Source organism: Gelidibacter sediminis, from assembly GCF_004364975.1.
Lineage (GTDB): Bacteria > Bacteroidota > Bacteroidia > Flavobacteriales > Flavobacteriaceae > Gelidibacter > Gelidibacter sediminis.
The window spans coordinates 33,021-56,592 of record NZ_SOBW01000009.1; the positions used below are offsets into that span (position 1 = coordinate 33,021).

The following is a 23,572-nucleotide window of genomic DNA, read 5'->3' on the forward strand; positions in this document are numbered from 1 at the left end:
AATAGCAACTTATTTTGACGCTCTTCGTTTACGCCATGTATTGAACCCGAAAACAAGGCCTAACACTACTAAAAAAGGAATAAAGTAGGATACTAATTTACCGTTTCCACCAACTGTGGTAAAAAAACGTTCCCAACGCGGACTTTTCCCATCCCAACTCATCCAAACCAAAACAGGTTTACCCACAACGTGGTCAAAAGGCACAAAGCCCCAAACGCGAGAATCTTGTGAATTATGACGGTTGTCTCCCATCATCCAATAATAATCTTGTTTAAACGTATACTGGTTGGTTACTTGACCATCAATACTAATTTGATTGCCGTTTATTGAAAGATCGCGTCCTTCATAAGCAGTAATGACACGTTTGTATAGCGGTAAATTTTCAGGGGTTAAGGTAATGGTTTTCCCCTTTTTAGGAATGTATAATGGACCGAAATAATCATTATTCCAATTGTAAGCTGCGTTCATTGGAAAAATTCCAGCGTCACGATTGCCCAAGGAATCTTTTCGGATTTCAATTGAAGCTATATTTGGATGGTTTTTTGCTCTAGCAACCGCTTCTTCAGTAGCCGCAGGAATAATCCATTTATCATTTTGTTGGTCATAACCCAAACCGTCAGTCATATCAAAGCGCTTCAAAATTTCATATACTTGTGCATTTGAGGCAATCTGTCCCTGAAAAGTGATATTATATGAAAATTGAATGCGTGCACGATCATTAAGTACATTTTGTTTGCCATTAATGTATACATAGCCGTCTCTTATAGACAGCGAATCTCCTGGTAAACCAACTGCACGTTTGACGTAATTGGTTTTCTTATCAATGGGTTTGTAATAGTGCTTGTCCGTATGACGCATATCTAACATGGTATCTACCGGCCAGTTAAACACAACAATATCATTTCGTTTTATATTCTGAAAACCAGGGAGTCTCATATACGGTAACTCTGGTTTAGACAAATATGATTTTACTTTTAAAACAGGAATGGTATCATGGACCATGGGGGCGGCGACAGTTGTCATTGGTAACCGGGCGCCGTAATGAAATTTACTCACAAACAAAAAATCACCTACTAATAAGGTTTTTTCTAAAGATGATGTTGGAATCGTAAATGGCTGAATGAAGTACGTATGTACTATCGTAGCCGCAACAATAGCGAAGAGGATAGAACTGATCCAATCTCCAGCTGCCGATTTTGGATGTAAACTTCTGTCTTTAAAGTGTTGAACATCTGAAAAATAATTCAAATAATAGTTGTAAAACCCAAGCGTGACCAAAGCCAAAACCGTATCAGTAGTAGTGTTTTTTCCAAAACTTCTAGCGGTTTCAACCCAAACCACTGGAAACATAATTAAATTAACTATAGGAACAAATAATAATATAGTCCACCACCATGGTCTATTGATAATTTTCATTAAAACCACCGCATTGTAAACAGGAATAAAAGCTTCCCATGCCTGTCTGCCAGCTTTTATGTACAATTTCCATGTGCCAAGTCCGTGGATGATTTGTACCACGAAAAAGAAGATAATCCATTCAGTTAATGTCATCTGATAAGTTTTAATTTAAATTGTCAATCTAGAGTTTCAAACTGATCAACAAAGATATTGTTTGTGATAAATTATAAATTTAATAAGGGTAGTAAGTTAACCAATGTTTAACACATCCTTCATAGTAAAAACTCCCTTTTTTCCTGCAATCCATTCCGCGGCAATAACAGCGCCAAGCGCAAATCCTTCACGATTATGAGCGGTATGTTTTATTGAAATAGTATCTACTGAAGATTTATAGGTCACCTCATGGGTGCCTGGCACATCCGCAATACGTTTGGCATCAATGTATAATTCTTTAGGTTTTGCCGCGTCTAACGTCCATGTTCCATATTTTGAATTTTTAATAATATCTTCAGCTAATGAAATGGCAGTACCACTTGGAGCATCTAATTTTTGAGTATGATGGATCTCTTCCATACTGATCGTGTATTCTGGCAAATTAGCCATCAATTTGGAAAGAGTTTTATTCAATTCAAAAAAGATATTTACCCCTAAGCTAAAATTTGAAGCATAGAGAAATGAACCTTCTCTTTCTTTACATAACGCGATAACTTCATCGTAATGTTGCAACCACCCTGTGGTTCCTGAAATTACAGGAACATTGTGTGAAAAACACTTTAAGATATTATCAACGGCGGCATCAGGCGTACTAAAATCGATGGCTACGTCAATTCCATCTAAATTATAAGACTCAGTGTCTTTATCTACCTTTAATGCAATGTCGTGTTGTCGATTTAGCGCTATGTTCTCAATGGTTTTGCCCATCTTGCCATATCCTAGGAGACCTATTTTCATAGTTAAAATTTAAAATTTAACGTCACACCTAAGTCGGTGGAATTTTCTTGTTCATTAAATTGAAAATGTGGTTTAAGCGCCAAATTTTCGTCTAAATTATATTGTAATAAATGCGCATCTACATTGGCATCTATTATATTAAGTGCATAGAGACCGAAGGTTATCAGTAATGATAATTCCTTGTTGCGACGCAAAGTGTTTTGTGCACGAATGAGTCCGTCATTTGATACTTTTGGAGTGGGACCGTCTCCATAAAACTCGTCGTCAGTATGTCCGGCCAACCGTCTTTTATAGATATCGCGATAGCGGTTGTATTGCTTATCATTATCCAAATAAATATAGATTCCAGTACCAATTGCTGCATATACAATAGGGATTTTCCAATATTTTTTATTGTAAGCTTGGCCTAAGCCTGGAAGAATTGCAGAATAAAATGCCGCTTTTGATGGCGCCAAAATATTTAGAGGTTTCCTTGTAACACTATCTATAACAACATCATTAGATAGGGCTTGGGTGGTTGTTGTTGGTGATGTTGGGATAGAATCCGTTTTGGTTTGTGAAAATCCGGAGACAGAAACAAAGCATAAAATAAAAAGAGAGATATAAATGCGTTTATTTAGCACTTTGAACTAGTTTTTTGATCCGATTAAAATCTTCTTCAGAATGAAAAGGAATACTTATAGTCCCTTTGCCGTTCTTACTCACTTTAACGCTAATTTTATGTCCAAAGTATTCTGAAAATTCTTGAACCCCATTTTTGATAAATTTAGGTAACTCCGTTTTTTCAGTATGTTTTGTTTCTCCTTTATTGTGATAATTTTTAACAAGCGCTTCTGTGTCTCTTACTGATAATTTGTCTGAAAGTATTTTCTCGTAGATATCAAGCTGATCTGATTGGTCTTCTATGTTTATAATGGCACGGCCATGTCCCATAGATAGAAAGCCATCCCGCATACCGGTTTGAATGATCGGGTCTAATTTTAAAAGACGTAAATAATTGGCAATGGTAGAGCGTTTTTTACCCACACGTTCGCTCATTTGCTCTTGGGTTAACTGAATTTCATCTATCAATCGTTGGTAAGACAGGGCAATTTCTATTGGATCTAAATCTTGGCGTTGAATGTTTTCCACCAAGGCCATTTCGAGAGATTCCTGATCATTTGCAATTCTGATATAAGCGGGAACTGTCTTTAAACCGATAAGTTTAGAAGCCCTAAAACGGCGTTCTCCAGAAACTAATTGGTATTTGTTAAAGTCTAATTTTCTAACTGTGATAGGTTGAATCACTCCAAGTTCCTTTATGGATGATGCTAATTCGCGAAGGGTCTCTTCATTAAAATTGGTTCGAGGCTGAAACGGATTGATCTCAATAGCCTCCAATTCCAACTCCACAATATTTCCAATAACCTTATCGGCATTCTTATCTTGCACCGATTTAATATCGTTGGTTGGATCTTTTAATAGTGCTGATAATCCTCTTCCTAAAGCTTGTTTTTGGGTTGCTTTCGCCATTATTGGTTCTTTTTAATAATTTCTTTTGCCAGACTCAAATAGTTGGTAGCGCCTTTACTGCTGATATCGTAATTAATGATACTCTCACCAAAACTAGGGGCTTCGCCCAAACGTACATTACGTTGAATGATGGTGTCAAAAACCATATCGCTAAAATGTTTTTGCACTTCTTCTACTACTTGATTTGATAGTCGCAAACGCGCATCATACATGGTAAGTAACATACCTTCTATATCCAAATTTTGGTTGTGGATGCGTTGGACACTTTTGATGGTGTTCAATAATTTACCCAAACCTTCCAATGCAAAATACTCACATTGTATCGGTATAATAACAGAATCTGAAGCCGTAAGGGCATTCAGTGTCAACAGTCCTAAAGATGGCGCACAATCTATTAATATATAATCATATTGTGTTTTCAGATGTTCAATTGCTTTTTTAAGCATGTATTCTCGTTCATCTTTATCAACCAACTCGATCTCAATAGCAACCAAATCAATATGTGCAGGAATAATATCCACATGTGGTGCGTTAGTAGCCATGATACAGTCCTCAGCTGTTGCTGAATGTTCAATAAGTTGATAGGATCCAACTTCTACAGCTTCTACATCAATACCTAAACCTGATGAGGCATTGGCTTGTGGATCGGCGTCTATTAATAATACTTTTTTCTCTAATGCACCTAAGGATGCGGCTAAATTTACCGACGTTGTGGTTTTTCCAACGCCTCCTTTTTGATTGGCTATTGCAATGATTTTACCCATTAAATGATCTGGTTTTAGTCTCGGTAAAAATACGATTATTTGCGAGTTTAAAAAATGTTACTTGTTAACAAATGACGCAGGAAAACAAAGGTGTAATCTCTAAATGTTCGAGTTTTTTAAAGGTTTAACATCAGGGAGTTAACCTCTGATTTAGGATCTGCTCAAGGTGTGTTTTGCTTGGGAATGAGACTGTTAAATTTTAAGAAGATGATGAGCAGGTTTTTAACTTTTAGTTTTTTTAGCCCTGATCATGGCCTCCAATTGATCCCACATTTCTTCAGGGATTTCTTCCAGTAGATTAAATTGACCTGCACCTTTAAGCCATTCGCCACCATCAATCGTAATGACTTCACCATTTACGTAAGCTGAAAAATCAGATACCAAATACGCTGCCAAATTTGCTAATTCTTGATGTTCTCCTACACGGTTTAAGGGGACTTTCTTAGCCATGTCAAATTTCTCTTTTAGATCTCCAGGCAAGAGTCGGTCCCAAGCGCCTTTGGTAGGGAATGGGCCTGGTGCAATAGCGTTAAAACGCATGCCGTATTTTGCCCATTCAACTGCAAGACTTCGAGTCATGGCCAAAACTCCAGCTTTAGCTGTTGCGCTAGGCACCACATAGGCAGAGCCTGTCCAGGCATAGGTGGTTACAATATTAAGTATGGATGTGTTGCTTTGTTTAGTGTCAATCCAATGCTTTCCAAAAGCGAGGGTGCAATTTTTAGTGCCTTTTAAAACAATATCTATTATAGTGTCAAAGGCATTGGCTGAAAGTCGTTCTGTAGGAGAAATGAAATTTCCCGCCGCATTATTAAGGAGAACATCCACTGTGCCAAATTTTTCGAGCGCACCTTTTAACATTTCCTCCACTTCGTCATAGTTTCTAACATCACACTGTAATGGGAGGCAGATGCCGTTGGTCTCTTGTTCTAATTCTTTTGCCGTGTTTTTTAATTTCTCTAGGTTACGGGAGGTAATGGCAACATTGGCGCCTAACTCTAAAAAGTATTTAGACATGGCCTTGCCCAATCCGCTTCCACCACCTGTGACTACTATGGTTTTTCCTTTTAAAGCTCCATCTCTGAGCATTTTTTGAGTGTACATGATGTTGTTTTTTTAGGGTGAAAAATGAAACTAAAATTACGGATTATTATCATGGTTTGTCAGTTTCAAATGTCAATTTTTTCTTATTGCTTAGAAAAAAAACTTCTAATTAAGGATGAGAATTTAGTCAATTCAGGAAACAGAAATAAGATATTTTGTTATATATTTAAGATCAATCAATTAGACTTTAAAATATGAAAAACCACCACAATTTATTCAAAATTACAGTTACGCTGCTCATGTGTTTCGTAATTACCATCAGTACTCAGGCACAAATTACTAAAGGGGCTAGTGTTGAGGGGATAACTGAATACAGCTTAGACAATGGGTTAAAAGTGTTGTTGTTTCCTGATAATTCAGCGCAAACCATAACCGTCAATATTACCTATTTGGTAGGAAGCCGCCATGAGGGTTATGGCGAAAAGGGAATGGCCCATTTATTGGAACATTTAGTATTTAAGGGTACACCTAATCATCCAAATATTCCTGAAGAGTTATCCTCACATGGTGCGCGGCCAAATGGCACAACCTGGTATGATCGGACCAATTATTTTGAAACTTTTAATGCCACCGATGAAAATTTAGACTGGGCTTTAGATTTGGAATCGGATAGGATGGTTAATTCTTACATCGCGAAAAAGGATTTGGATTCTGAATTTTCAGTGGTTCGAAATGAATTTGAAAGTGGTGAGAACTCACCCTCAGGTGTCTTGATGCAAAAAGTGATCAGTTCAGCCTATTTATGGCATAATTACGGACAATCTACTATTGGAAACAAGTCAGATATTGAGCGTGTGCCTATTGAAAATTTAAAGGCATTCTACAAAAAATACTACCGTCCTGATAATGCCGTTTTAATGGTGACGGGAAAATTTGATATTGAAGAAACCTTAGATTTAATCGTTAAGAAATTCGGGCCAATTAAAAATCCAGAGGGTAAATTAGTGGATGTGCCAACAATAGAACCTGAACAAGACGGAGAGAAACGGGTCACTTTAAATCGTGTGGGCGATTTGCAGATCGTATCTGCATTGTACCACGTACCGGCAGGGTCTCATGAAGATGCGGCAGCTTTAGCAATAGCTGAGCAAATATTGACAGATGAGCCTTCCGGCAGATTATACAAAGCACTGGTTGATGGTAAAAAAGCATCAGGAATCTGGTCATTTACACCATTTACAAAAGAACCTTCTTTTTTATATATGAATGTGGATGTGCCCTCAGATAAATCGCTCGTTGATGCAGAAAAAACCTTATTGACCACTTTGGATGAAATGCCGAAAAATCCAATTACTGAAGCCGAATTGAATCGCGCAAAAGCAAATATGTTGAAACAAATGGATCAAGTGTTTAGAAACTCGTCCTATTTGGGAACGTATATGAGCGAATTTATTGGTGCTGGCGATTGGCGATTGGCATTTATTTTCAGAGATCGTATAGAGGAGATGACGGCCGACAAGGTTAATGCTGCCATCAAAAAATATATGATTCCATCTAATAGAACGGTTGGTAATTTTGTTCCAACAAAAAACCCTGTACGTGTGGGCATTCCACATACTGAGAATTTACAGGCTTTGGTTGCCAATTATAAAGGCAAGGAGGCCCTAAATGCGGGTGAAGCATTTGACGTCTCTTATGAAAATATTCAAAAAACCTTAAATTCTGGAACATTAGAAAAAAGCGGTATTGAATACGGTCTTATTTCTAAAGATAATCGTGGCAAAACAGTCAATTTAACTTTCAATCTACGGACTGGAAATCTGGATCAATTAATGAATAAAGGGCTTGCGGCTAGATATACTGCTAGAATGTTGAATAAAGGCACGACTACAAAATCCAGACAAGATATTGAAGATCAATTGGCATCATTAAAATCATCAGTATATTTTAGTGGATCTAACGGTCGCGTCACCGCCTCCGTTAACAGTACTGAGGAAAATCTTATGGAAACTTTGGGGTTAATGACAGACATGTTAAAACATCCAACATTTGATGCCACGGAATTGGAAAAATTAAAAACGCAGGATTTGGCTAGCCTTGACGAGCGTAAATCAGAGCCACAATCTGTAGTTTCTAGACAAATCGGTTTGTTGAACAATAAATATGACAAAGGGCACCCTTTATATAATAGAACTTTAGAAGAAGAAATTGAGGCCATAAATGCCATAACCGTTGCAGACTTAAAAGCTTATCATAAAGATTTTTATGGTGTTAATAATAGTGCATCATTGGTAGGAATTGGCAATATGGATGAAGATGCCGTTAAAACCTATTTTGAAAACAATTTTGCCGATTTTAAATCTGATAAAAAGTACACTGAAATCAGCGACAAATTTAAAAACAGTAAGCCAGCGAATGAAAAAATTATAACTCCAGACAAAAAGAATGCCTTCACCTTAGGGGTGTTATCCTTTGAAGGAAGTCAGTATGATAAAGATTATGCAGCCTTACAAATTGCGGGAGAAGTTTTTGGTGGGGGCTTTTTAAATTCTCGTATTGCGGGTCGATTGCGTCAGCAGGATGGTGTGAGTTATGGTGCTGGTGGTAATGTTGGAGTGGATAGTAATAAGGATGATAAAAATTCGTCCATGTATATTTATGCCATTTATGCCCCAGAAAATGCGTCAAAAGTACAACAAGGTTTCAAAGAGGAAATTGCGCGTTACATTGCTGAGGGTATTACCCAAGAAGAGCTGACCAATGCCGTAAATGGTTGGGTTCAGGAACAAAATGTGTCTAGAGCTAAGGATAATGAATTGGCCCGGGTCATATCCTCTAATTTATATTATGATAGAGATATGGACTTTCAAAAAAACGTGGAAGAACAAGTTAAAAAATTGACCGTTGAAGACGTTAATAAAGTTATCAAAAAGTATTTTAAAAACTACGATAATTGGACCGTAGTAAATGGTGGCGATTTTGATAATTTTGAAATCAAGAAGGAAGATAATAAGATTGATTAATGACAATTTTGCAAAAAAAGAAAGACCTGCTACTTCAGTTTTAACCTGAACGCAGGTTTTTTCGTTTTTGAAATTTTTATTATTGGAATATTGAAGTTACACTAAAGTGATTGCAAGTGATTGTTTAAGAGTGGCTAACTAGATTATTCAGACGCTTTCTGGTGTTCTGAAATAACTAAAATTTGATGCTACAATAACTATTTAAATTTTGTAAATTTGCCTGCGTTTAACAGCGCAACATGACAACTACTACAAAATACATATTCGTTACCGGAGGCGTAACATCTTCTTTAGGGAAGGGCATCATTGCTGCCTCATTGGCGAAATTACTTCAAGCTCAAGGTTACAGAACCACAATTCAAAAATTAGACCCATATATTAATGTTGACCCCGGAACGATGAATCCGTATGAGCATGGGGAATGTTATGTGACCGATGATGGTGCAGAGACAGATTTGGATTTAGGACATTACGAACGATTTTTAAATGTAACCACCAGCCAGTCCAATAACGTCACTACAGGTCGCATTTATCAAAGTGTCATTGAAAAGGAACGTCGCGGAGAATTTTTAGGTAAAACCGTTCAAGTCATTCCACATATTACTGATGAAATCAAGGAACGGGTTCAAATTCTTGGAAAATCGGGCGAATTTGATATTGTCATTACAGAAATTGGTGGTACAGTTGGAGATATCGAGTCGCTTCCTTATGTAGAAGCGGTACGCCAATTAAAATGGGATTTGGGAGAACACAACGCCATCGTTATCCATTTAACCTTGGTGCCCTATTTGTCTGCGGCTGGAGAATTAAAAACAAAACCTACCCAACATAGTGTAAAAACATTAATGGAAAGCGGTGTCATGGCTGATATCTTAGTGTGCCGTACGGAACATGAACTGCCATTGGATTTGCGTCGTAAATTGGCGTTGTTTTGCAACGTCCGTGAAGAAGCGGTCATCCAATCTATTGATGCGTCAACAATTTATGACGTACCCAATTTAATGTTAGAGCAAGGCCTGGATAAGGTAGTACTCAAAAAGTTAGACCTACAAAGTGACGCGCCAGATTTAACACAGTGGAATCAGTTTTTAAAACGTCATAAAAACCCGAAGAGTGAAGTCACTATCGGTTTGATTGGTAAATATGTAGAACTTCAGGATTCTTACAAGTCTATTTTGGAAGCTTTTATTCATGCAGGCGCTGAGAACGAAGTTAAAGTTACTGTAGAGCCCATCCATTCTGAACATTTAACTGTGGAAAATGCCGCTAAAGCATTAGCGCATTTAGATGGTGTACTCGTAGCTCCAGGTTTTGGAGAACGCGGTGTAGATGGTAAAATTGAAGCCGTTAAGTATGTTAGAGAAAACAACATTCCATTTTTAGGAATATGCTTGGGAATGCAAATGGCGGTTATTGAATATGCTCGTAATGTTTTAGGTTTGAAGAACGCTAATTCAACGGAGATGAATGAGCATACATCTGACCCTGTTATCGATTTAATGGAATCACAAAAAAATATTACTGACAAAGGCGGGACTATGCGTTTAGGAGCTTGGGCGTGTCAGATTGAAGATGGCAGTATAGCAAAGGAGGTGTATCAAACCAATGCTATTATGGAGCGTCACCGTCACCGTTATGAATTTAATAACGCCTACAAGCAGCAAATTGAAGATGCAGGTATGAAGGCCACAGGATTAAACCCTGAGACAGGTTTGGTAGAAATCGTTGAGATTCCATCCCATAGCTGGTTCGTGGGGGTGCAATACCATCCTGAGTATAAAAGTACCGTTGCCAATCCACATCCTCTATTTGTGTCCTTTGTAAAGGCTGCGGTAGATCATAAAAATGAATCCAATCGTGTCAGTATGGCACAAAACTAAATTTGGATATATTTTTGAGTTAAGAATTTTATCAAAAAAATAGTAATCACCAATTTAATAAAGTCCTTATAAGGTTTTTTAACCCGCTGAGGTCTGAACATAAAATAAATGGAAGAAAAAAAATTTGACCTCAATTCTATTATAGGATTCGTTCTTATTTTCGGAATATTATTGTTTATGCTATGGCAAAACAAACCAACTCCTGAGGAAATTGCAGCCCAAGAAAAGGCGAAACAAGAGCAACAAGCTGCTGAGAATAAACAAAAAGTTGAAAAGGATACATTTGTCACAAATGCCAATGATTACTCCAATACTTCAGCATTAGATTCGTTAAAATTAGAAGGGTTAAAAAACAAGCTCGGCGCTTTTGCTTACGCTTCAACCTTGCCTTCAGCCAAAGATTCTGAAACCTTGGTGGAAACTGATTTATTACAGTTAAAGTTTAGCAATAAAGGCGGGTATCTATCTGAAGTCAAATTAAAAAAGTTTGTGTCTTATGATTCTGTGCCGATCTATATTATTAAGGATGGTAACGCGGATTTTAATATTTCATTCTCCACAACAGATAATAGAAACTTAAATACCAAAGATCTTTATTTTGAGCCAACAGTTACAAAAAATGGCGATAATACTGTAGTTTCTATGAAGCTTAAGGTTTCTGAAAGTAAATTTTTAGAGTATCGTTACGAGTTAAAACCAGATGACTATATGTTTGGGTTTAATGTACGCTCGCAAGGTTTGAGTGATGTTATTAATAGTTCACAGCAGATTAATTTGGATTGGAACATCAAAACCTATCGCCACGCTAAAAGTATCTCTTATGAAAATAGATATACAGAACTTTTATTTGAGTATGATGGGGGTAAAGATGATTATTTGGGCCAGCAGGATTTTACTGATGATACTGCCGAAGATGTGACTTGGGTAGCTAATAAGCAACATTTCTTTACGTCTATTCTTTTAGCCGATAGGCCTTTTAAAGAAGGGGCATTTACGTCTAAAAACTTAGTACAGGATGAAGATGTAGACACCGTGTTTACAAAGGCGTTTACAACCAAATTGCCTCTAGTTTTGCAAGGTGGGGAATTAAATAAGAGTATGGATCTTTATTATGGTCCTAGTGATTATAAAATTTTAAATGCCTACGACAGAAATTTGGATGAAATATTGCCATTAGGTTGGGGTATCTTCGGTTGGATTAACCGCTATCTCTTCATTCCGTTATTTTCATTTTTGGGGTCCTTTATGCCTTATGGAATAGCGATTGTGGTCATGACTATTTTAATAAAATTGGGCTTGTCCTTCGTCCAATATAAGCAATTCTTATCTCAAGCTAAACTAAAGATCATAAAGCCAGAATTAGACGCTATACGAGAAAAGTACAAGGATAACAAGTTGAAAGTCCAACAGGAAACAATGGCCTTGCAGTCTAAGGCAGGAGCCAGCCCATTAAGTGGCTGTTTGCCGGCACTGATTCAATTGCCAGTATTCTATGCCTTATTCCAATTCTTCCCATCAGCGTTTGATATTCGTCAGAAAAGCTTCCTTTGGGCAGATGATTTATCATCATATGACACCATTGCAAATTTGCCATTTAAGATTCCATTTTATGGAGATCACGTGAGTTTGTTCCCAATCTTGGCTTCTATTGCAATTTTCTTCTATATGAAGATGACTACAGGTCAGCAAATGGCCTCACAACCAACACAGGAAGGGATGCCAGATATGGCTAAAATGATGAAGTACATGATCTACTTGTCGCCAATCATGATGTTGTTCTTCTTTAATAATTACGCATCAGGATTGAGTTTGTATTATTTCATATCCAACTTAATTAGTATTGGTATCATGTTGGTCATTAAGAATTTTATTCTAGATGAAGATAAAATCCATGCACAAATTCAGGTGAACAAAGCTAAACCGAAAAAAGAAAGCAAGTTCCAAAAGAAAATGAAAGAAATGATGGAGCAGGCTGAGCAACAACAGAAACAAAAAGGAAAACGTTAAGTTTATCATTCTAATCTTATACCAAAAGCCTCTGATTTTATCAGGGGCTTTTTTATTATTATAATTGATTGGGAATGTAATTGTAGAATATATGAGAGCAAAAAAATGTCTCTACATTACACAGAGACATTTAACCATCAATCACCAAATATTTAGAACACCACTTCTAAATACTATAATTATTGCTTTGGTAAAACCACTTTATCAATGGCGTGAACAACACCGTTCACAGCTTGTATGTCTACCAATGCTGGAATTATATTACTAATTCTGTTGTTAGGGTCTGTGATGCTAAGCTTTGCAGCGTTTATTGAGACCATGCCTCCTAATGTTTGGACTTCTCCGTTGGGAATCATGGTTGAAGTGATATTTCCGCTTACAACATGATATTTCAAAATAGCTTCAACAGTTTCAGCAGGAACATCTGCCAATGTTGTATTTCCACTTGGGTCAAGCTCATTCAACAACGCGGCAAAAGCATCATTTGTTGGTGCAAATACTGTAAAGGGACCATTGCCTGATAAGGTTGGAATGAGATTAGGGGAGGGCGATTGTGAATCTGCTGATTGTAACGCCGCAACTAAACTCGATAATGCCGGGTTTGCCACTGCAAAATCTACAATGGTTGGCAGGGCAATTACGGCATCAACAATATGTATTGTTCCGTTGGATGCACTGATATCTGCATTAGTAACGGTAGAAAGACCATTAAAAGTCACATTTGTATCAGCGTTGAAATATAAACTTAAGTTTTCACCTTGAGGTCCTGTAGCACTTGTTTTAGCATAACTAGAGCCCGCATTAATCAAATTGGTTGATGCCACTTCACCTGCAATAACATGGTTTAATAATATGTTTGAGAGCATTGCCTTAGGTACGTCGCTTAGGTTGGCATAGCCGTTATAAGTCAAAAATTTCTGAAATGCTGTGTTAGTTGGGGCTAATACCGTAAATGGACCATTTCCACTTAATGCTGTCACCAAATTGCCGTCTGCTACTTGTAACGCTACCACTAAATTGCTCAACTCAGGAGTAGCTATCGCAGTTTGTACAATATCCTTTTCCTGAGGCATATTGATATCATCATCATTACTACAGGACTGGATGATCGTCATGAAAATTAGTAATGGTAAAATCTTCAAGGTTTTTAAAATAAGTTTCATTTTTTTGAGTTTATTTGTTCGACATTATATAATTAAACTTGAGTTCTGTTTAACAATATTACAAAATGATTAAACAAAATATATTTTTTACTGTATTTTTAACACTGTTTTTAACAACTAGCTATGCTCAAGATTCTATAAATCAGCGAGATGCTAATGGTAAACGTCACGGTGTATGGAAAAAGAATTTCGAAGGTTTAAATGAGCCACGATACGAAGGTACATTTGAGCATGGCAAAGAAGTAGGGCTCTTTAAATTTTATAAATTAGATCAAAAAAAGAGTGTTCTGAGTGCCACACGGGAATTTAGTCCAAACAGTGATGATATCAGTGTAAAATTTTTCTCCTCTAAGGGCAAATTGATTAGTGAGGGCCAAATGAAGGATACGCTTTTTGTGGGGAAATGGGTGTATTATCATAACAAAACCAAAGCAGTCATGACGGTTGAGCATTACAACAGTAATGGAAAACTTGAGGGCGAGCGAATGGTCTATTATCCAAATGGTCAAATGGCCGAACACGCACATTATAAAGGTGGAAAACTGGAAGGCATTTCGAAAATATTTTCTGAAAAGGGCGTGATGATTAAAGAATTTACATATAAAGATGATAAGCTTAATGGCATGTCCAAATACTATAATGGCGACGGAGAAATTTTGGCTGAAGGTGCGTATAGAAACGATAAAAAACACGGGATCTGGAAGTTTTATGAAAACGGCACCTTGACCGAGGAAAAAGATTTTACGGAATATAGTAAGAATCCGATTAAGCAGTAGGCAGTTTATAGTAGGCAGTAAACAGTTTCTGTTGTTTCTATTGTTTCAAGTTGGGGTTTCAATGAAAAATCTACCTTAAATGAAGCAATCTGCTGGAATTTAGTGTTTATATAGACTTCTATTGTTTCTGATATGCTTCTGGATTTTTGTTGGAATTTTTAATCAACAAACAGTGTGCAAAAATCAGCACAATTTGTGGGATATTACGTGCACGCAAATACACTTTCAAATTCGATTTCATTTACAATAATCTTCGTAATTTTGCAAAATGAAAAGAGTAATTGTAGGACTTTCGGGAGGTGTAGATTCAAGTGTTGCGGCTTATTTGTTAAAGGAGCAAGGCTATGAGGTTATTGGGCTATTTATGAAAAATTGGCATGATGATTCTGTGACCATTTCTGATGAATGTCCGTGGTTAGATGATAGTAATGATGCCATGTTGGTGGCCGATAAATTAGGGATCCCATTTCAAACGGTCGATTTAAGTGAGCAATACAAAGAGCGTATTGTTGATTATATGTTTGATGAATATCAAAAGGGAAGAACACCAAATCCGGATGTGCTTTGCAACAGAGAAATTAAGTTTGATGTTTTCATGAAAATTGCGCTCAACTTGGGTGCAGATTACGTTGCTACAGGTCACTATTGTCGTAAAGGAATACTGGATAAAAATGGAGCCCCCATTTATCAATTGCTTTCTGGAGTTGACAATAATAAAGATCAGTCCTATTTCTTATGTCAATTATCTCAAGAACAACTTTCCAAAGCTTTGTTTCCTATCGGCGAACTGACAAAGCCCGAAGTGCGTAAAATTGCTACGGATTTAGATTTGGTTACTGCTGGTAAAAAGGATTCACAAGGATTGTGTTTTATAGGTAAAGTAAGACTGCCGGAGTTTTTACAACAAAAATTGCAACCAAAGGAAGGGGTTATTGTAGAAATTCCTTCAGAACAAGAATTGTATAAGCAAGAAGAACCAGAGTTTGCCTCTGAAAAAGATGAGCTTGCCTATTTAACCCGCAAAATAGACTATACAGTTGCCGATGGAAAAATTGTTGGAAAACATCAGGGTGCCCATTATTTCACAAAAGGACAGCGTAAAGGTCTTGCCATTGGCGGAACAGTGGAGCCATTGTTTGTTATTGATACGGATGTCGAAGAAAATGTAATTTATACAGGGCAAGGTAAAAATCACCCAGGATTGCTTAAGAAAGCACTATTTGTTTCAAATGAAGAAATACATTGGATTCGAGAAGATTTGAAGCTGGAGGTAGATCAAACCATGGTTGTAAATGCCAGAATTAGATACCGCCAACCGCTTCAAAAAGCAACCTTACATCAACTAGAACATGGTATGTATGTGGTTTTTAAAGATCTCCAATCGGCTATTACAGAAGGTCAATTTGTGGCCTGGTATCTTGATGACGAATTAGTAGGTTCGGGAGTTATTTCATAAATTGCAGTACTGAGATTACTAAATTTCTCCCGTACTACATGAAAATCATTCTATTCCTTTTATGTTGCATTACCCATGCGGCTTTTGCTCAACAAGATGCTTGGGTCTATTTTGCCGATAAGGAGAATGTTGAGGCGTCTCTTCAGAACCCCCTGACTATACTGACGCAACAGGCCGTTGATAGGAAAAATCTTCATAATATCAGTATTGATGTTAGAGACGTCCCAGTCAGTGCTTTCTATATTGCAACTTTAAAAGCGACAGAAACTATTGCAGTTTTGGCCAAATCGAAATGGATGAATGCCGTACACGTTAGGGGAACCTTAAAAGACATTGAGGCGCTTTTTAGTTTTGAGTTTATTCGTAAGATCGATTTTGCCGATAGAACGCTTACAGATTTAGCCCGTCCCAACCCTCAGCATAACAAATCTTCAGTGGTAACCACTACAAACGATTTTGTATATGGAAATGCAAAAAATCAAACTGACATGATTCAAGTAGATGCACTTCACAATGCTGATTATACGGGAGACGGTATTAAAATTGCGGTTTTTGATTCTGGCTTTCCTAATGTCAATACATTGACGGCCTATAAACGATTAAGGGATGCTAATAAATTTATGGGTGGCTATGATTTTGTAGACCGCACCTCGGCAATATTTGCCTATAAAGGGAGCTCCCACGGCACACGTGTATTAAGTACCATGGCCGGATTTATAGAAGACAAATTCGTTGGTACGGCGCCAGATGCTTCATATTATTTGTTCCGTACTGAAGATGCCACTAGTGAAAATCCGGTTGAAGAAAGTTATTGGGTGGAAGCTGCCGAGCGAGCAGATAGTTTGGGAGTACACATAATTACCTCATCTTTAGGCTATAATACTTTTGACAATGCTAACTATAACTACACACCTGAAGAGATGAATGGCAGTACCACCTTTATCAGCAAAGGTGCTAATATTGCTGCAGAAAAAGGAATTTTGGTAGTAAATTCAGCAGGAAATTCAGGAAATACAACATGGCGTATTGTGACGGCACCTGCTGACGCTCCCGGAGTATTTACAATTGGCGCTGTAGATTCCAATGGCGATTATGCCTTTTTTAGTTCGCGTGGCAGTATATTTCAGCCTACTCAAAAACCAGATGTGGTAGCGCAAGGATTAGGATCATTCGTGATTGATGAAACGGGTGTCATTGTCAGTAATAATGGCACTTCCTTTAGTGCGCCCATTATTGCGGGAGCAATAGCAAGTTTATGGCAAGCCATGCCAACAGCCACTGCAGCGCAAATTAAAACGTTTATCAGGTCTTCAGCGTCTCAATATGAGTCACCAGATGATCTTTTAGGTTATGGTATTCCTAATTTTAATGCTGCATTGAGTCTCACGCTATCTACCAAGGTGGCTGATGCGAATTCGATAAAAGTGTATCCCAATCCTGTTTCAGATCAGTTGTATTTAAGATTTCCATCCCATACTAAAGACGGTAAACTGCAAATCTATAATGTGTTTGGTCAACTTGTTAGAGAGCAAGTTCTAACAAAGGCACTTTTAAATATTCATGTATCTGAACTCGCTTCGGGACTCTACATTCTCAAAATTAAATCAGATAATACTACTCATAGCCACAAATTTATAAAACAATAAATGTCAAATTCAATTACCACTCTCTTTAAAATTCAATATCCTATAATTCAAGCTGGAATGATCTGGAATAGCGGTTGGCGTTTAGCCTCTGCTTCTAGCAATTCAGGTATCCTGGGGCTTATTGGAGCTGGATCTATGTACCCCAATGTTCTGCGGGACCACATTCAGAAGTGTAAAAAGGCAACAGATAAACCTTTTGGTGTCAATGTGCCTATGCTATATCCCAACATTGAAGAAATTATGCAGATTATTGTTGATGAAGGGGTGAAAATTGTATTTACATCTGCAGGAAACCCTAAATCTTGGACGGGATGGCTTAAAGAACGTGGTGTAACAGTGGTACATGTGGTAAGTAGTGTAAAATTTGCTATGAAAGCCCAAGAGGCAGGGGTTGATGCCGTGGTGGCTGAAGGTTTTGAAGCTGGTGGACATAATGGGCGAGAAGAAAGTACCACTTTTACGCTAATACCTATGGTAAGGGAAGCCTTAGAAATTCCATTGATTGCTGCTGGCGGAATCGCTACCGGGCAGGGCATGTTGGCTGCTATGGTATTAGGTGCCGACGGCGTTCAGGTTGGGAGTCGGTTTGTAGCTAGTCAAGAAAGCTCGGCACATCAAGCTTTTAAAGATGAAGTTGTCAAAGCAAAGGAAGGTGCCACGCAATTAACCTTAAAAGAGTTGGCGCCCGTACGTCTGATCAAAAATAAGTTTTACAATGATGTTGCTGAACTTTATAAATCATCACCAACAGTAGATGATTTAAAAGACTTATTAGGAAGAGCGCGCGCAAAACGTGGTATGTTTGAAGGCGATTTGGAAGAAGGTGAGTTGGAGATAGGTCAAATTGCTGGTTTAATTCATGATATCAAGCCCGTTGCGGTAATTGTAGAAGATATGTTAGCCGAATACTATAGAGCGAAGCAACAGGTAAATTCGTTCTTTTGAAGGGGTTCATCTACGCGTGTCCTGTTATAAGTTGATGGCAATGATCGGCCTGAAATAATATGAGAAAATGACGCATTAACTTGACCAAACTTCTACCTTTGCACTTTTAAAATTTCAACGTGGTTTTATCACAATATACAAAAGAATTTAAGTACAACTTAAACTTGGCTGCCCCGGTTATGCTGGGCATGCTTGGGCATACGTTTGTAAGTTTGGTGGATAATATCATGGTGGGGCAGTTGGGAGCCACAGAGCTCGCTGCGGTTTCTTTAGGTAACAGCTTTGTGTTTATAGCCATGTCTTTAGGAATTGGGTTCTCTACGGCCATTACACCATTAGTTGCGGAGGCTGATACGGAAAAGAATTTTAAAAAGGGTAAATCGGCATTTAAGCACGGATTGTTTCTTTGCACGGTCTTAGGAATTTTCTTATTTCTGATGTTACTCTTGGCAAAACCCTTAATGTACATTATGGATCAGCCAGAAGAGGTGGTAGCGTTGGCCATCCCTTATTTGGATTTGGTAGGATTTTCATTGATTCCATTAATAATATACCAAGCATTTAAACAGTTCAGTGATGGATTGTCTCTTACAAAATACCCAATGTATGCTACTATTCTTGCAAACATTATCAACGTAGTTTTAAACTACCTATTAATATTCGGTAAGTTTGGCTTTCCTGAAATGGGCCTTGTTGGTGCAGCTTTAGGAACACTTATTTCTAGGGTTATTATGGTGTTTTTCTTGTGGTGGTTATTAAGGGCACGCGAGAAAGCTAAAGCATATGTTACCAATATCAAGATTTTTGTGTTGGAATCTAAAATGCTTAAAACCATCATCAGTATTGGTTTTCCCAGTGCCATGCAAATGTTTTTTGAGGTGGCCATTTTTACAGCAGCCATCTGGTTAAGTGGTACCTTAGGTCAAAACCCACAAGCGGCCAATCAAATTGCTTTAAATCTGTCCTCTATGACCTTTATGGTAGCTACAGGGTTAAGTGTTGCGGCAATGATTAGGGTAGGCAATCAAAAAGGACTTCAAAATTTTACCGAATTAAGACGCATTGCCATGTCTATATTTTTCCTGGGCATTATTCTCGCGGTTATTTCAGCATTATTATTTGCTGGCCTGCACAAAGTTTTACCTACCATATACGTAAATCTAGATGATCCTATTAATGCTGTGGATACACGAGAAGTCGTTGCTATTGCATCTACTTTATTGTTGGCAGCTGCAATTTTTCAGATAAGCGATAGTCTGCAAGTTGTGGCCTTAGGGGCATTGAGGGGCTTACAGGATGTGAAAATTCCAACTTTAATTACATTTGTCTCCTATTGGGGGATTGGGTTCCCTGTAAGTTATTATTTTGGAAAGGAAGAAATGTTAGGAAGTTTGGGCATATGGCTTGGACTTATAGCCGGACTCACAAGTGCTGCAATTTTATTGTATTTTAGATTTGATTATCTAACGAAGAAATTGATAAAATTTGAGACAACTGATGTCTCTCAATTGGACAAGCAATAATTGATTTAACCATAGGAGCAGTGGGACATATTTTGTTGTATATTGGAGATATCAGTTGAACGTGATTATAATTTAAGAAAAACAAACAAAGACTATTCATATGGAATTACCAAAATTTATTTTAGGCGATAACACTGATTTCCCTGAAGCTATTTACATTATACATACTGAATTTCCACGTTTTATTATTAATTTGGAAGATGATGAAGTAGAGTGGTTGGAAGAGTTTGATGAACATGATGAAAAGGAGATCACCTCTGAAACTGAAAACCTAATCCAACAGGCTACAGATTTCTATGATCGCGAAATTGAAAGATATAACCACTAATGCTAGATCAATTATTACAGTTAGACACTGATGTCTTCATCTATTTAAACAGTTTAGGGACGTCAACCTGGGATCCGTTTTGGATGGCCTATACTTCTAAATTTAATTGGATTCCTTTTTATGCAGTATTGCTCTATCTGATTTTTAGAGAGATGGAGTGGAAGGCGTTTTTAATTACTATCGTGGCCGTCGCTTTAATGATTCTTGTAACAGATCAGACTACCAATCTCTTTAAAAATGGATTTCACAGGCTCAGACCCTGTCATTTAGCCGAGTTGATTGATGGTATGCGGTTGGTTAAATCGCGCTGTGGCGGACAATATGGTTTCTTCTCAGGCCATGCATCCAATACCATGGCTGCCGCTTTGTTTATTGGTCTTAGCTTAAAACGTCGGTTTAAATACCTACTGTATTTTTTAATTTTTTGGGCGTTACTAATGGGATACAGTCGTATCTATATTGGAGTACATTATCCATTAGATGTGATTTTAGGAGGCATGTTTGGTGCTATCTTAGGGACGCTATTTTATAGATTGAATAAGGCTGTCATCAATAAACTTGATCTTAACCACAAGATTTAAGCAATAACATGAAGTGATTTTTCTAACAAGCTAATGTCGATGGTTTCACTAACTATATTAAAAAATTCGCCATCAATCTGACTATCATAGGCCGTCTGATTTGCTTGACGTATAGTTATTGATTTTGTTTGGTAGTGCTTCGCTTCTTTTATGAGATGATGTTTTTTAAGTAGAATCAATAGACCAAAATAGATGGATTTCAGTCGGGACATTTTAGAAACGATAAGCACATCCAATAACCCATCTTGTAGGGATGCCATTGGAGTTAAACTGATATTATAGCCCATTTCGTTAGTATTTGAGATAAACACCAAAAATGGATAGGTTTCTATTTGTTCCCCATTGATGTCAATACTGATTTTATTGCGATAATTTAAGTCTCTCAAGGCCTTTAAAGATGATTTGATATAGCTCAGTATTCGGCGTTCGTTGCTATTTTCATAATGCATAATAACCTGTGCATCAATGCCAATACCAGTATTGCTAAAGAAGTAATGATCATTTATCCGGCCAACATCAATTTTTTTAATGGTATTGGTTTTGATCAAATTTAAAGCCTGGTCTATGCGTTTGGGAATTTTTAAATTGGACGCTAAGCCATTTCCCGACCCTAGAGGAATAATGCCTAAGGCAATGTTTGTATTAACTAGACAAGAGGCTACTTCATTAATGGTACCATCACCACCACATGCTACAATTATATCAGCCCCCTCTTTAATGGAGTCCTTGGTTAATGTTTTGGCATGTTTTTTATAATCCGATTTTTTAATCTTCACAACATAGTTGTCCTGATCAAAAAAATTATGCAAAAATTTTTGAGTAATCAGGTGCTTTCCTGAGCCAGCAATAGGATTGACTATAAAATGAATGTGTCTCAATAGTTTTTGTGTTCAAAGAGGTTCAATAGATCAGAATTTGAATATATAAAGATCTATCTTGGATTTTTTATTGTACAGTTTATGGCTATATCATCCTAATTAGTCCGAATTTTTAAAGACTTTACAAAAGTCTGAAATGCGGGTGAAAGATATCACTTTGAACACATTAATTTATCAAAAATTTAAGGAATTGAAGGTTTATATTCGCTGTGTAAATAACAATAGATTATAAGTAGACAAAATGATTAATTTTTATAAAATAAACCCAAATGACGCAATGATAGAATTCTCGTTTTACTATAAAATTTAGAAAAGCCATCAAACGAAAGCGCTATAGCCTGTTATGGCACGACCTACGATTAAAGTATTTATTTCCTTAGTGCCTTCATAAGAATAAATAGCCTCTGCATCAGCTACAAATCTGGCCACCTTATATTCAAGTAAAATACCATTTCCTCCCATCACTTCACGGGCTTGACTCACCACATCTCTTGTTCTTAAAGAACAGAATACTTTTGCTAAAGAAGCATGTTCATCAGTTAATAAACCTTGATCCTGTAATTCAGAGAGTCTATACACCATGGTTTTCATGGCAGTTAAATTTGAGAGCATTTCCACCAAATGATTTTGAATTAGTTGAAACGATGCAATAGGCTTTCCAAACTGTTCTCTTTTTTTTGTGTACTTCAATGCGTTTTCATAGGCGCCCCGTGCACATCCTACAGCTTGCCATGCAACACCAGCCCTAGTCATGCGCAAAACTTTAGCCGTGTCTCTAAAGGAGTTGGCATGTTGAAGTCGGTCTTGTTCTGAAATTCTGCAGTTGGTAAGGGTTATGATAGCGTTTTGAACCGTCCTCAATGCCATTTTATCTTCTATCTTTTCAGTGGTAAAGCCTTGCGTGTCCTTCCGTACTAAAAAACCTTTTACCTTATTGGTGGCTTCATCTCGTGCCCATATAATAGTAACATCCGCAAAGGTGGCGTTGCCTATCCATTTTTTCTGTCCATTTAACACCCACTCATCACCATCTTGCCTACAGGTGGTTTCCATACCTCCAGCTACAGCACTCCCAACATTGGGCTCTGTTAGACCAAAAGCACCAATTAATTCCATTTTTTGCATTTTTGGGAGCCATTCCTGTTTTTGTTCCTCGCTGCCACAGAGGTAAATGGAGCCCATGGCTAGTCCGCTATGCACACCAAAAAATGTAGAGATTGAAACATCTACACGAGCGAGTTCTTCGGCTATGATTCCCTCCATAATAAATGGCAAATCAGGGCATCCATAACCTTTGTATGCCACGCCGCAAATATTAAGTGCAGCCAATTTTGGAATGATTTCCATCGGAAATTGGGCCTTATTCCAATATTTATTAGCAATTGGCTCAATTTCATCTTCCATAAAATTTCGAACTTTCATTTGAATGGCGCGTTGTTCTTGCGTCAATTTTAAATCCATGTCATAAAAATCGCCGTCAATTGGTGGGAGTTGGTGCTGACCCTTTTTACTTTTTTCTGTGAGCATTTTCATAAGCCCGTCCAACTGTGTTTCATCCAATTCGCCTACCGTCTTCATAATCTTTGACAGATCTATTTTTTCGGAAATTTTACTGAGATCTTCAAAATTAACCTCCTTCATTAATTGTATAATGGACTTTATTTTCGTGAATAATCGCATAAGGCTTGCAGATTTAC

At 37.4% G+C, this 23,572-nt stretch carries 19 protein-coding genes; 10 read left to right on the top strand and 9 right to left on the bottom strand.

The window, feature by feature from the left end; genetic code table 11:
* Window positions 1-9: 9 nt before the first annotated feature.
* The 6 genes from lepB to BXY82_RS13115 all read right to left on the bottom strand — a co-directional run bounded on the left by lepB (window position 10) and on the right by BXY82_RS13115 (window position 5,732).
* Complete coding sequence (lepB, locus tag BXY82_RS13090; protein ID WP_133758694.1) at window positions 10-1,551, bottom strand: signal peptidase I; 1,542 nt, start codon at window positions 1,549-1,551, stop codon at window positions 10-12.
* A 96-nt stretch (window positions 1,552-1,647) separates the two neighbouring features.
* On the bottom strand, window positions 1,648-2,349 hold the full coding sequence (gene dapB / locus BXY82_RS13095; RefSeq protein ID WP_133758695.1) for a 4-hydroxy-tetrahydrodipicolinate reductase: 702 nt from the start codon (window positions 2,347-2,349) through the stop codon (window positions 1,648-1,650).
* 2 nt (window positions 2,350-2,351) lie between these two features.
* Window positions 2,352-2,972, bottom strand: a complete 621-nt coding sequence (locus BXY82_RS13100; protein ID WP_133758696.1) for a DUF5683 domain-containing protein — start codon at window positions 2,970-2,972, stop codon at window positions 2,352-2,354.
* Entirely contained in the window at window positions 2,962-3,861 is a 900-nt protein-coding gene (locus BXY82_RS13105; RefSeq protein ID WP_133758697.1) for a ParB/RepB/Spo0J family partition protein, read from the bottom strand. The genes BXY82_RS13100 and BXY82_RS13105 overlap by 11 nt, the downstream gene beginning before the upstream one ends.
* A complete protein-coding gene (locus BXY82_RS13110) occupies window positions 3,861-4,625 on the bottom strand; it encodes a ParA family protein (protein ID WP_133758698.1) in 765 nt (254 codons plus the stop codon). Before BXY82_RS13110 ends, BXY82_RS13105 begins: the two co-directional genes overlap by 1 nt.
* Window positions 4,626-4,847: 222 nt before the next feature.
* Window positions 4,848-5,732: an SDR family oxidoreductase gene (locus tag BXY82_RS13115; RefSeq protein WP_133758699.1), complete on the bottom strand. Its 885-nt coding sequence runs from the start codon at window positions 5,730-5,732 to the stop codon at window positions 4,848-4,850.
* A 191-nt stretch (window positions 5,733-5,923) separates the two neighbouring features.
* Here BXY82_RS13115 and BXY82_RS13120 point away from each other — a divergent pair, with 191 nt between their 5' ends.
* The 3 genes from BXY82_RS13120 to yidC all read left to right on the top strand — a co-directional run bounded on the left by BXY82_RS13120 (window position 5,924) and on the right by yidC (window position 12,579).
* Window positions 5,924-8,692 (top strand): M16 family metallopeptidase, encoded by a 2,769-nt coding sequence (locus BXY82_RS13120; protein ID WP_133758700.1) that lies wholly within the window; start codon window positions 5,924-5,926, stop codon window positions 8,690-8,692.
* A gap of 239 nt (window positions 8,693-8,931) precedes the next feature.
* On the top strand, window positions 8,932-10,572 hold the full coding sequence (locus BXY82_RS13125) for a CTP synthase (protein WP_133758701.1): 1,641 nt from the start codon (window positions 8,932-8,934) through the stop codon (window positions 10,570-10,572).
* Window positions 10,573-10,680: 108 nt separating this feature from the next.
* Complete coding sequence (yidC, locus tag BXY82_RS13130; protein ID WP_133758702.1) at window positions 10,681-12,579, top strand: membrane protein insertase YidC; 1,899 nt, start codon at window positions 10,681-10,683, stop codon at window positions 12,577-12,579.
* 179 nt (window positions 12,580-12,758) lie between these two features.
* Here yidC and BXY82_RS13135 read toward each other — a convergent pair whose 3' ends face one another.
* Complete coding sequence (locus BXY82_RS13135) at window positions 12,759-13,742, bottom strand: fasciclin domain-containing protein (RefSeq protein WP_133758703.1); 984 nt, start codon at window positions 13,740-13,742, stop codon at window positions 12,759-12,761.
* 65 nt (window positions 13,743-13,807) lie between these two features.
* On the opposite strand from BXY82_RS13135, the gene BXY82_RS13140 reads away from it, so the two are divergent.
* The 7 genes from BXY82_RS13140 (at window position 13,808) to BXY82_RS13170 (ending at window position 20,997) form a co-directional block, all read left to right on the top strand.
* Window positions 13,808-14,518, top strand: a complete 711-nt coding sequence (locus BXY82_RS13140; protein ID WP_133758704.1) for a toxin-antitoxin system YwqK family antitoxin — start codon at window positions 13,808-13,810, stop codon at window positions 14,516-14,518.
* A 268-nt stretch (window positions 14,519-14,786) separates the two neighbouring features.
* The gene (gene mnmA, locus BXY82_RS13145) at window positions 14,787-15,974 is read left to right on the top strand and encodes a tRNA 2-thiouridine(34) synthase MnmA (protein WP_133758705.1); all 1,188 of its coding nucleotides are present in this window, start codon (window positions 14,787-14,789) and stop codon (window positions 15,972-15,974) included.
* A 38-nt stretch (window positions 15,975-16,012) separates the two neighbouring features.
* Entirely contained in the window at window positions 16,013-17,620 is a 1,608-nt protein-coding gene (locus BXY82_RS13150; protein WP_133758706.1) for a S8 family serine peptidase, read from the top strand.
* Window positions 17,621-18,565 carry an NAD(P)H-dependent flavin oxidoreductase gene (locus tag BXY82_RS13155; RefSeq protein WP_133758707.1) on the top strand — a complete coding sequence of 315 codons (945 nt, stop codon included), beginning with the start codon at window positions 17,621-17,623 and terminating at the stop codon, window positions 18,563-18,565.
* A 119-nt stretch (window positions 18,566-18,684) separates the two neighbouring features.
* A complete protein-coding gene (locus BXY82_RS13160; protein ID WP_133758708.1) occupies window positions 18,685-20,088 on the top strand; it encodes an MATE family efflux transporter in 1,404 nt (467 codons plus the stop codon).
* A 100-nt stretch (window positions 20,089-20,188) separates the two neighbouring features.
* Window positions 20,189-20,416 (top strand): hypothetical protein, encoded by a 228-nt coding sequence (locus BXY82_RS13165; RefSeq protein WP_133758709.1) that lies wholly within the window; start codon window positions 20,189-20,191, stop codon window positions 20,414-20,416.
* Window positions 20,416-20,997, top strand: a complete 582-nt coding sequence (locus BXY82_RS13170) for a phosphatase PAP2 family protein (protein WP_133758710.1) — start codon at window positions 20,416-20,418, stop codon at window positions 20,995-20,997. Before BXY82_RS13165 ends, BXY82_RS13170 begins: the two co-directional genes overlap by 1 nt.
* Here BXY82_RS13170 and BXY82_RS13175 read toward each other — a convergent pair.
* Window positions 20,994-21,875, bottom strand: coding sequence for a diacylglycerol/lipid kinase family protein (locus BXY82_RS13175; protein ID WP_133758711.1), 882 nt, complete (start codon window positions 21,873-21,875; stop codon window positions 20,994-20,996). The two genes, BXY82_RS13170 and BXY82_RS13175, sit on opposite strands and share 4 nt — an antisense overlap.
* Before the next feature lie 318 nt (window positions 21,876-22,193).
* Window positions 22,194-23,555: an acyl-CoA dehydrogenase family protein gene (locus BXY82_RS13180; RefSeq protein WP_133758712.1), complete on the bottom strand. Its 1,362-nt coding sequence runs from the start codon at window positions 23,553-23,555 to the stop codon at window positions 22,194-22,196.
* Window positions 23,556-23,572: the final 17 nt, after the last annotated feature.

What these genes read in the sequence shown, in the direction of transcription:
- mnmA (WP_133758705.1), top strand. Translation starts at nt 14,787, where the DNA reads ATGAAAAGAGTAATTGTAGGACTTTCGGGAGGTGTAGATTCAAGTGTT.
- BXY82_RS13125 (WP_133758701.1), top strand. Translation starts at nt 8,932, where the DNA reads ATGACAACTACTACAAAATACATATTCGTTACCGGAGGCGTAACATCT.
- dapB (WP_133758695.1), bottom strand. Translation starts at nt 2,349, where the DNA reads ATGAAAATAGGTCTCCTAGGATATGGCAAGATGGGCAAAACCATTGAG.
- BXY82_RS13155 (WP_133758707.1), top strand. Translation starts at nt 17,621, where the DNA reads ATGTCAAATTCAATTACCACTCTCTTTAAAATTCAATATCCTATAATT.
- BXY82_RS13170 (WP_133758710.1), top strand. Translation starts at nt 20,416, where the DNA reads ATGCTAGATCAATTATTACAGTTAGACACTGATGTCTTCATCTATTTA.
- BXY82_RS13105 (WP_133758697.1), bottom strand. Translation starts at nt 3,861, where the DNA reads ATGGCGAAAGCAACCCAAAAACAAGCTTTAGGAAGAGGATTATCAGCA.
- BXY82_RS13135 (WP_133758703.1), bottom strand. Translation starts at nt 13,742, where the DNA reads ATGAAACTTATTTTAAAAACCTTGAAGATTTTACCATTACTAATTTTC.
- BXY82_RS13150 (WP_133758706.1), top strand. Translation starts at nt 16,013, where the DNA reads ATGAAAATCATTCTATTCCTTTTATGTTGCATTACCCATGCGGCTTTT.
- BXY82_RS13140 (WP_133758704.1), top strand. Translation starts at nt 13,808, where the DNA reads ATGATTAAACAAAATATATTTTTTACTGTATTTTTAACACTGTTTTTA.
- BXY82_RS13165 (WP_133758709.1), top strand. Translation starts at nt 20,189, where the DNA reads ATGGAATTACCAAAATTTATTTTAGGCGATAACACTGATTTCCCTGAA.
- BXY82_RS13110 (WP_133758698.1), bottom strand. Translation starts at nt 4,625, where the DNA reads ATGGGTAAAATCATTGCAATAGCCAATCAAAAAGGAGGCGTTGGAAAA.
- BXY82_RS13180 (WP_133758712.1), bottom strand. Translation starts at nt 23,555, where the DNA reads ATGCGATTATTCACGAAAATAAAGTCCATTATACAATTAATGAAGGAG.
- yidC (WP_133758702.1), top strand. Translation starts at nt 10,681, where the DNA reads ATGGAAGAAAAAAAATTTGACCTCAATTCTATTATAGGATTCGTTCTT.
- BXY82_RS13120 (WP_133758700.1), top strand. Translation starts at nt 5,924, where the DNA reads ATGAAAAACCACCACAATTTATTCAAAATTACAGTTACGCTGCTCATG.
- lepB (WP_133758694.1), bottom strand. Translation starts at nt 1,551, where the DNA reads ATGACATTAACTGAATGGATTATCTTCTTTTTCGTGGTACAAATCATC.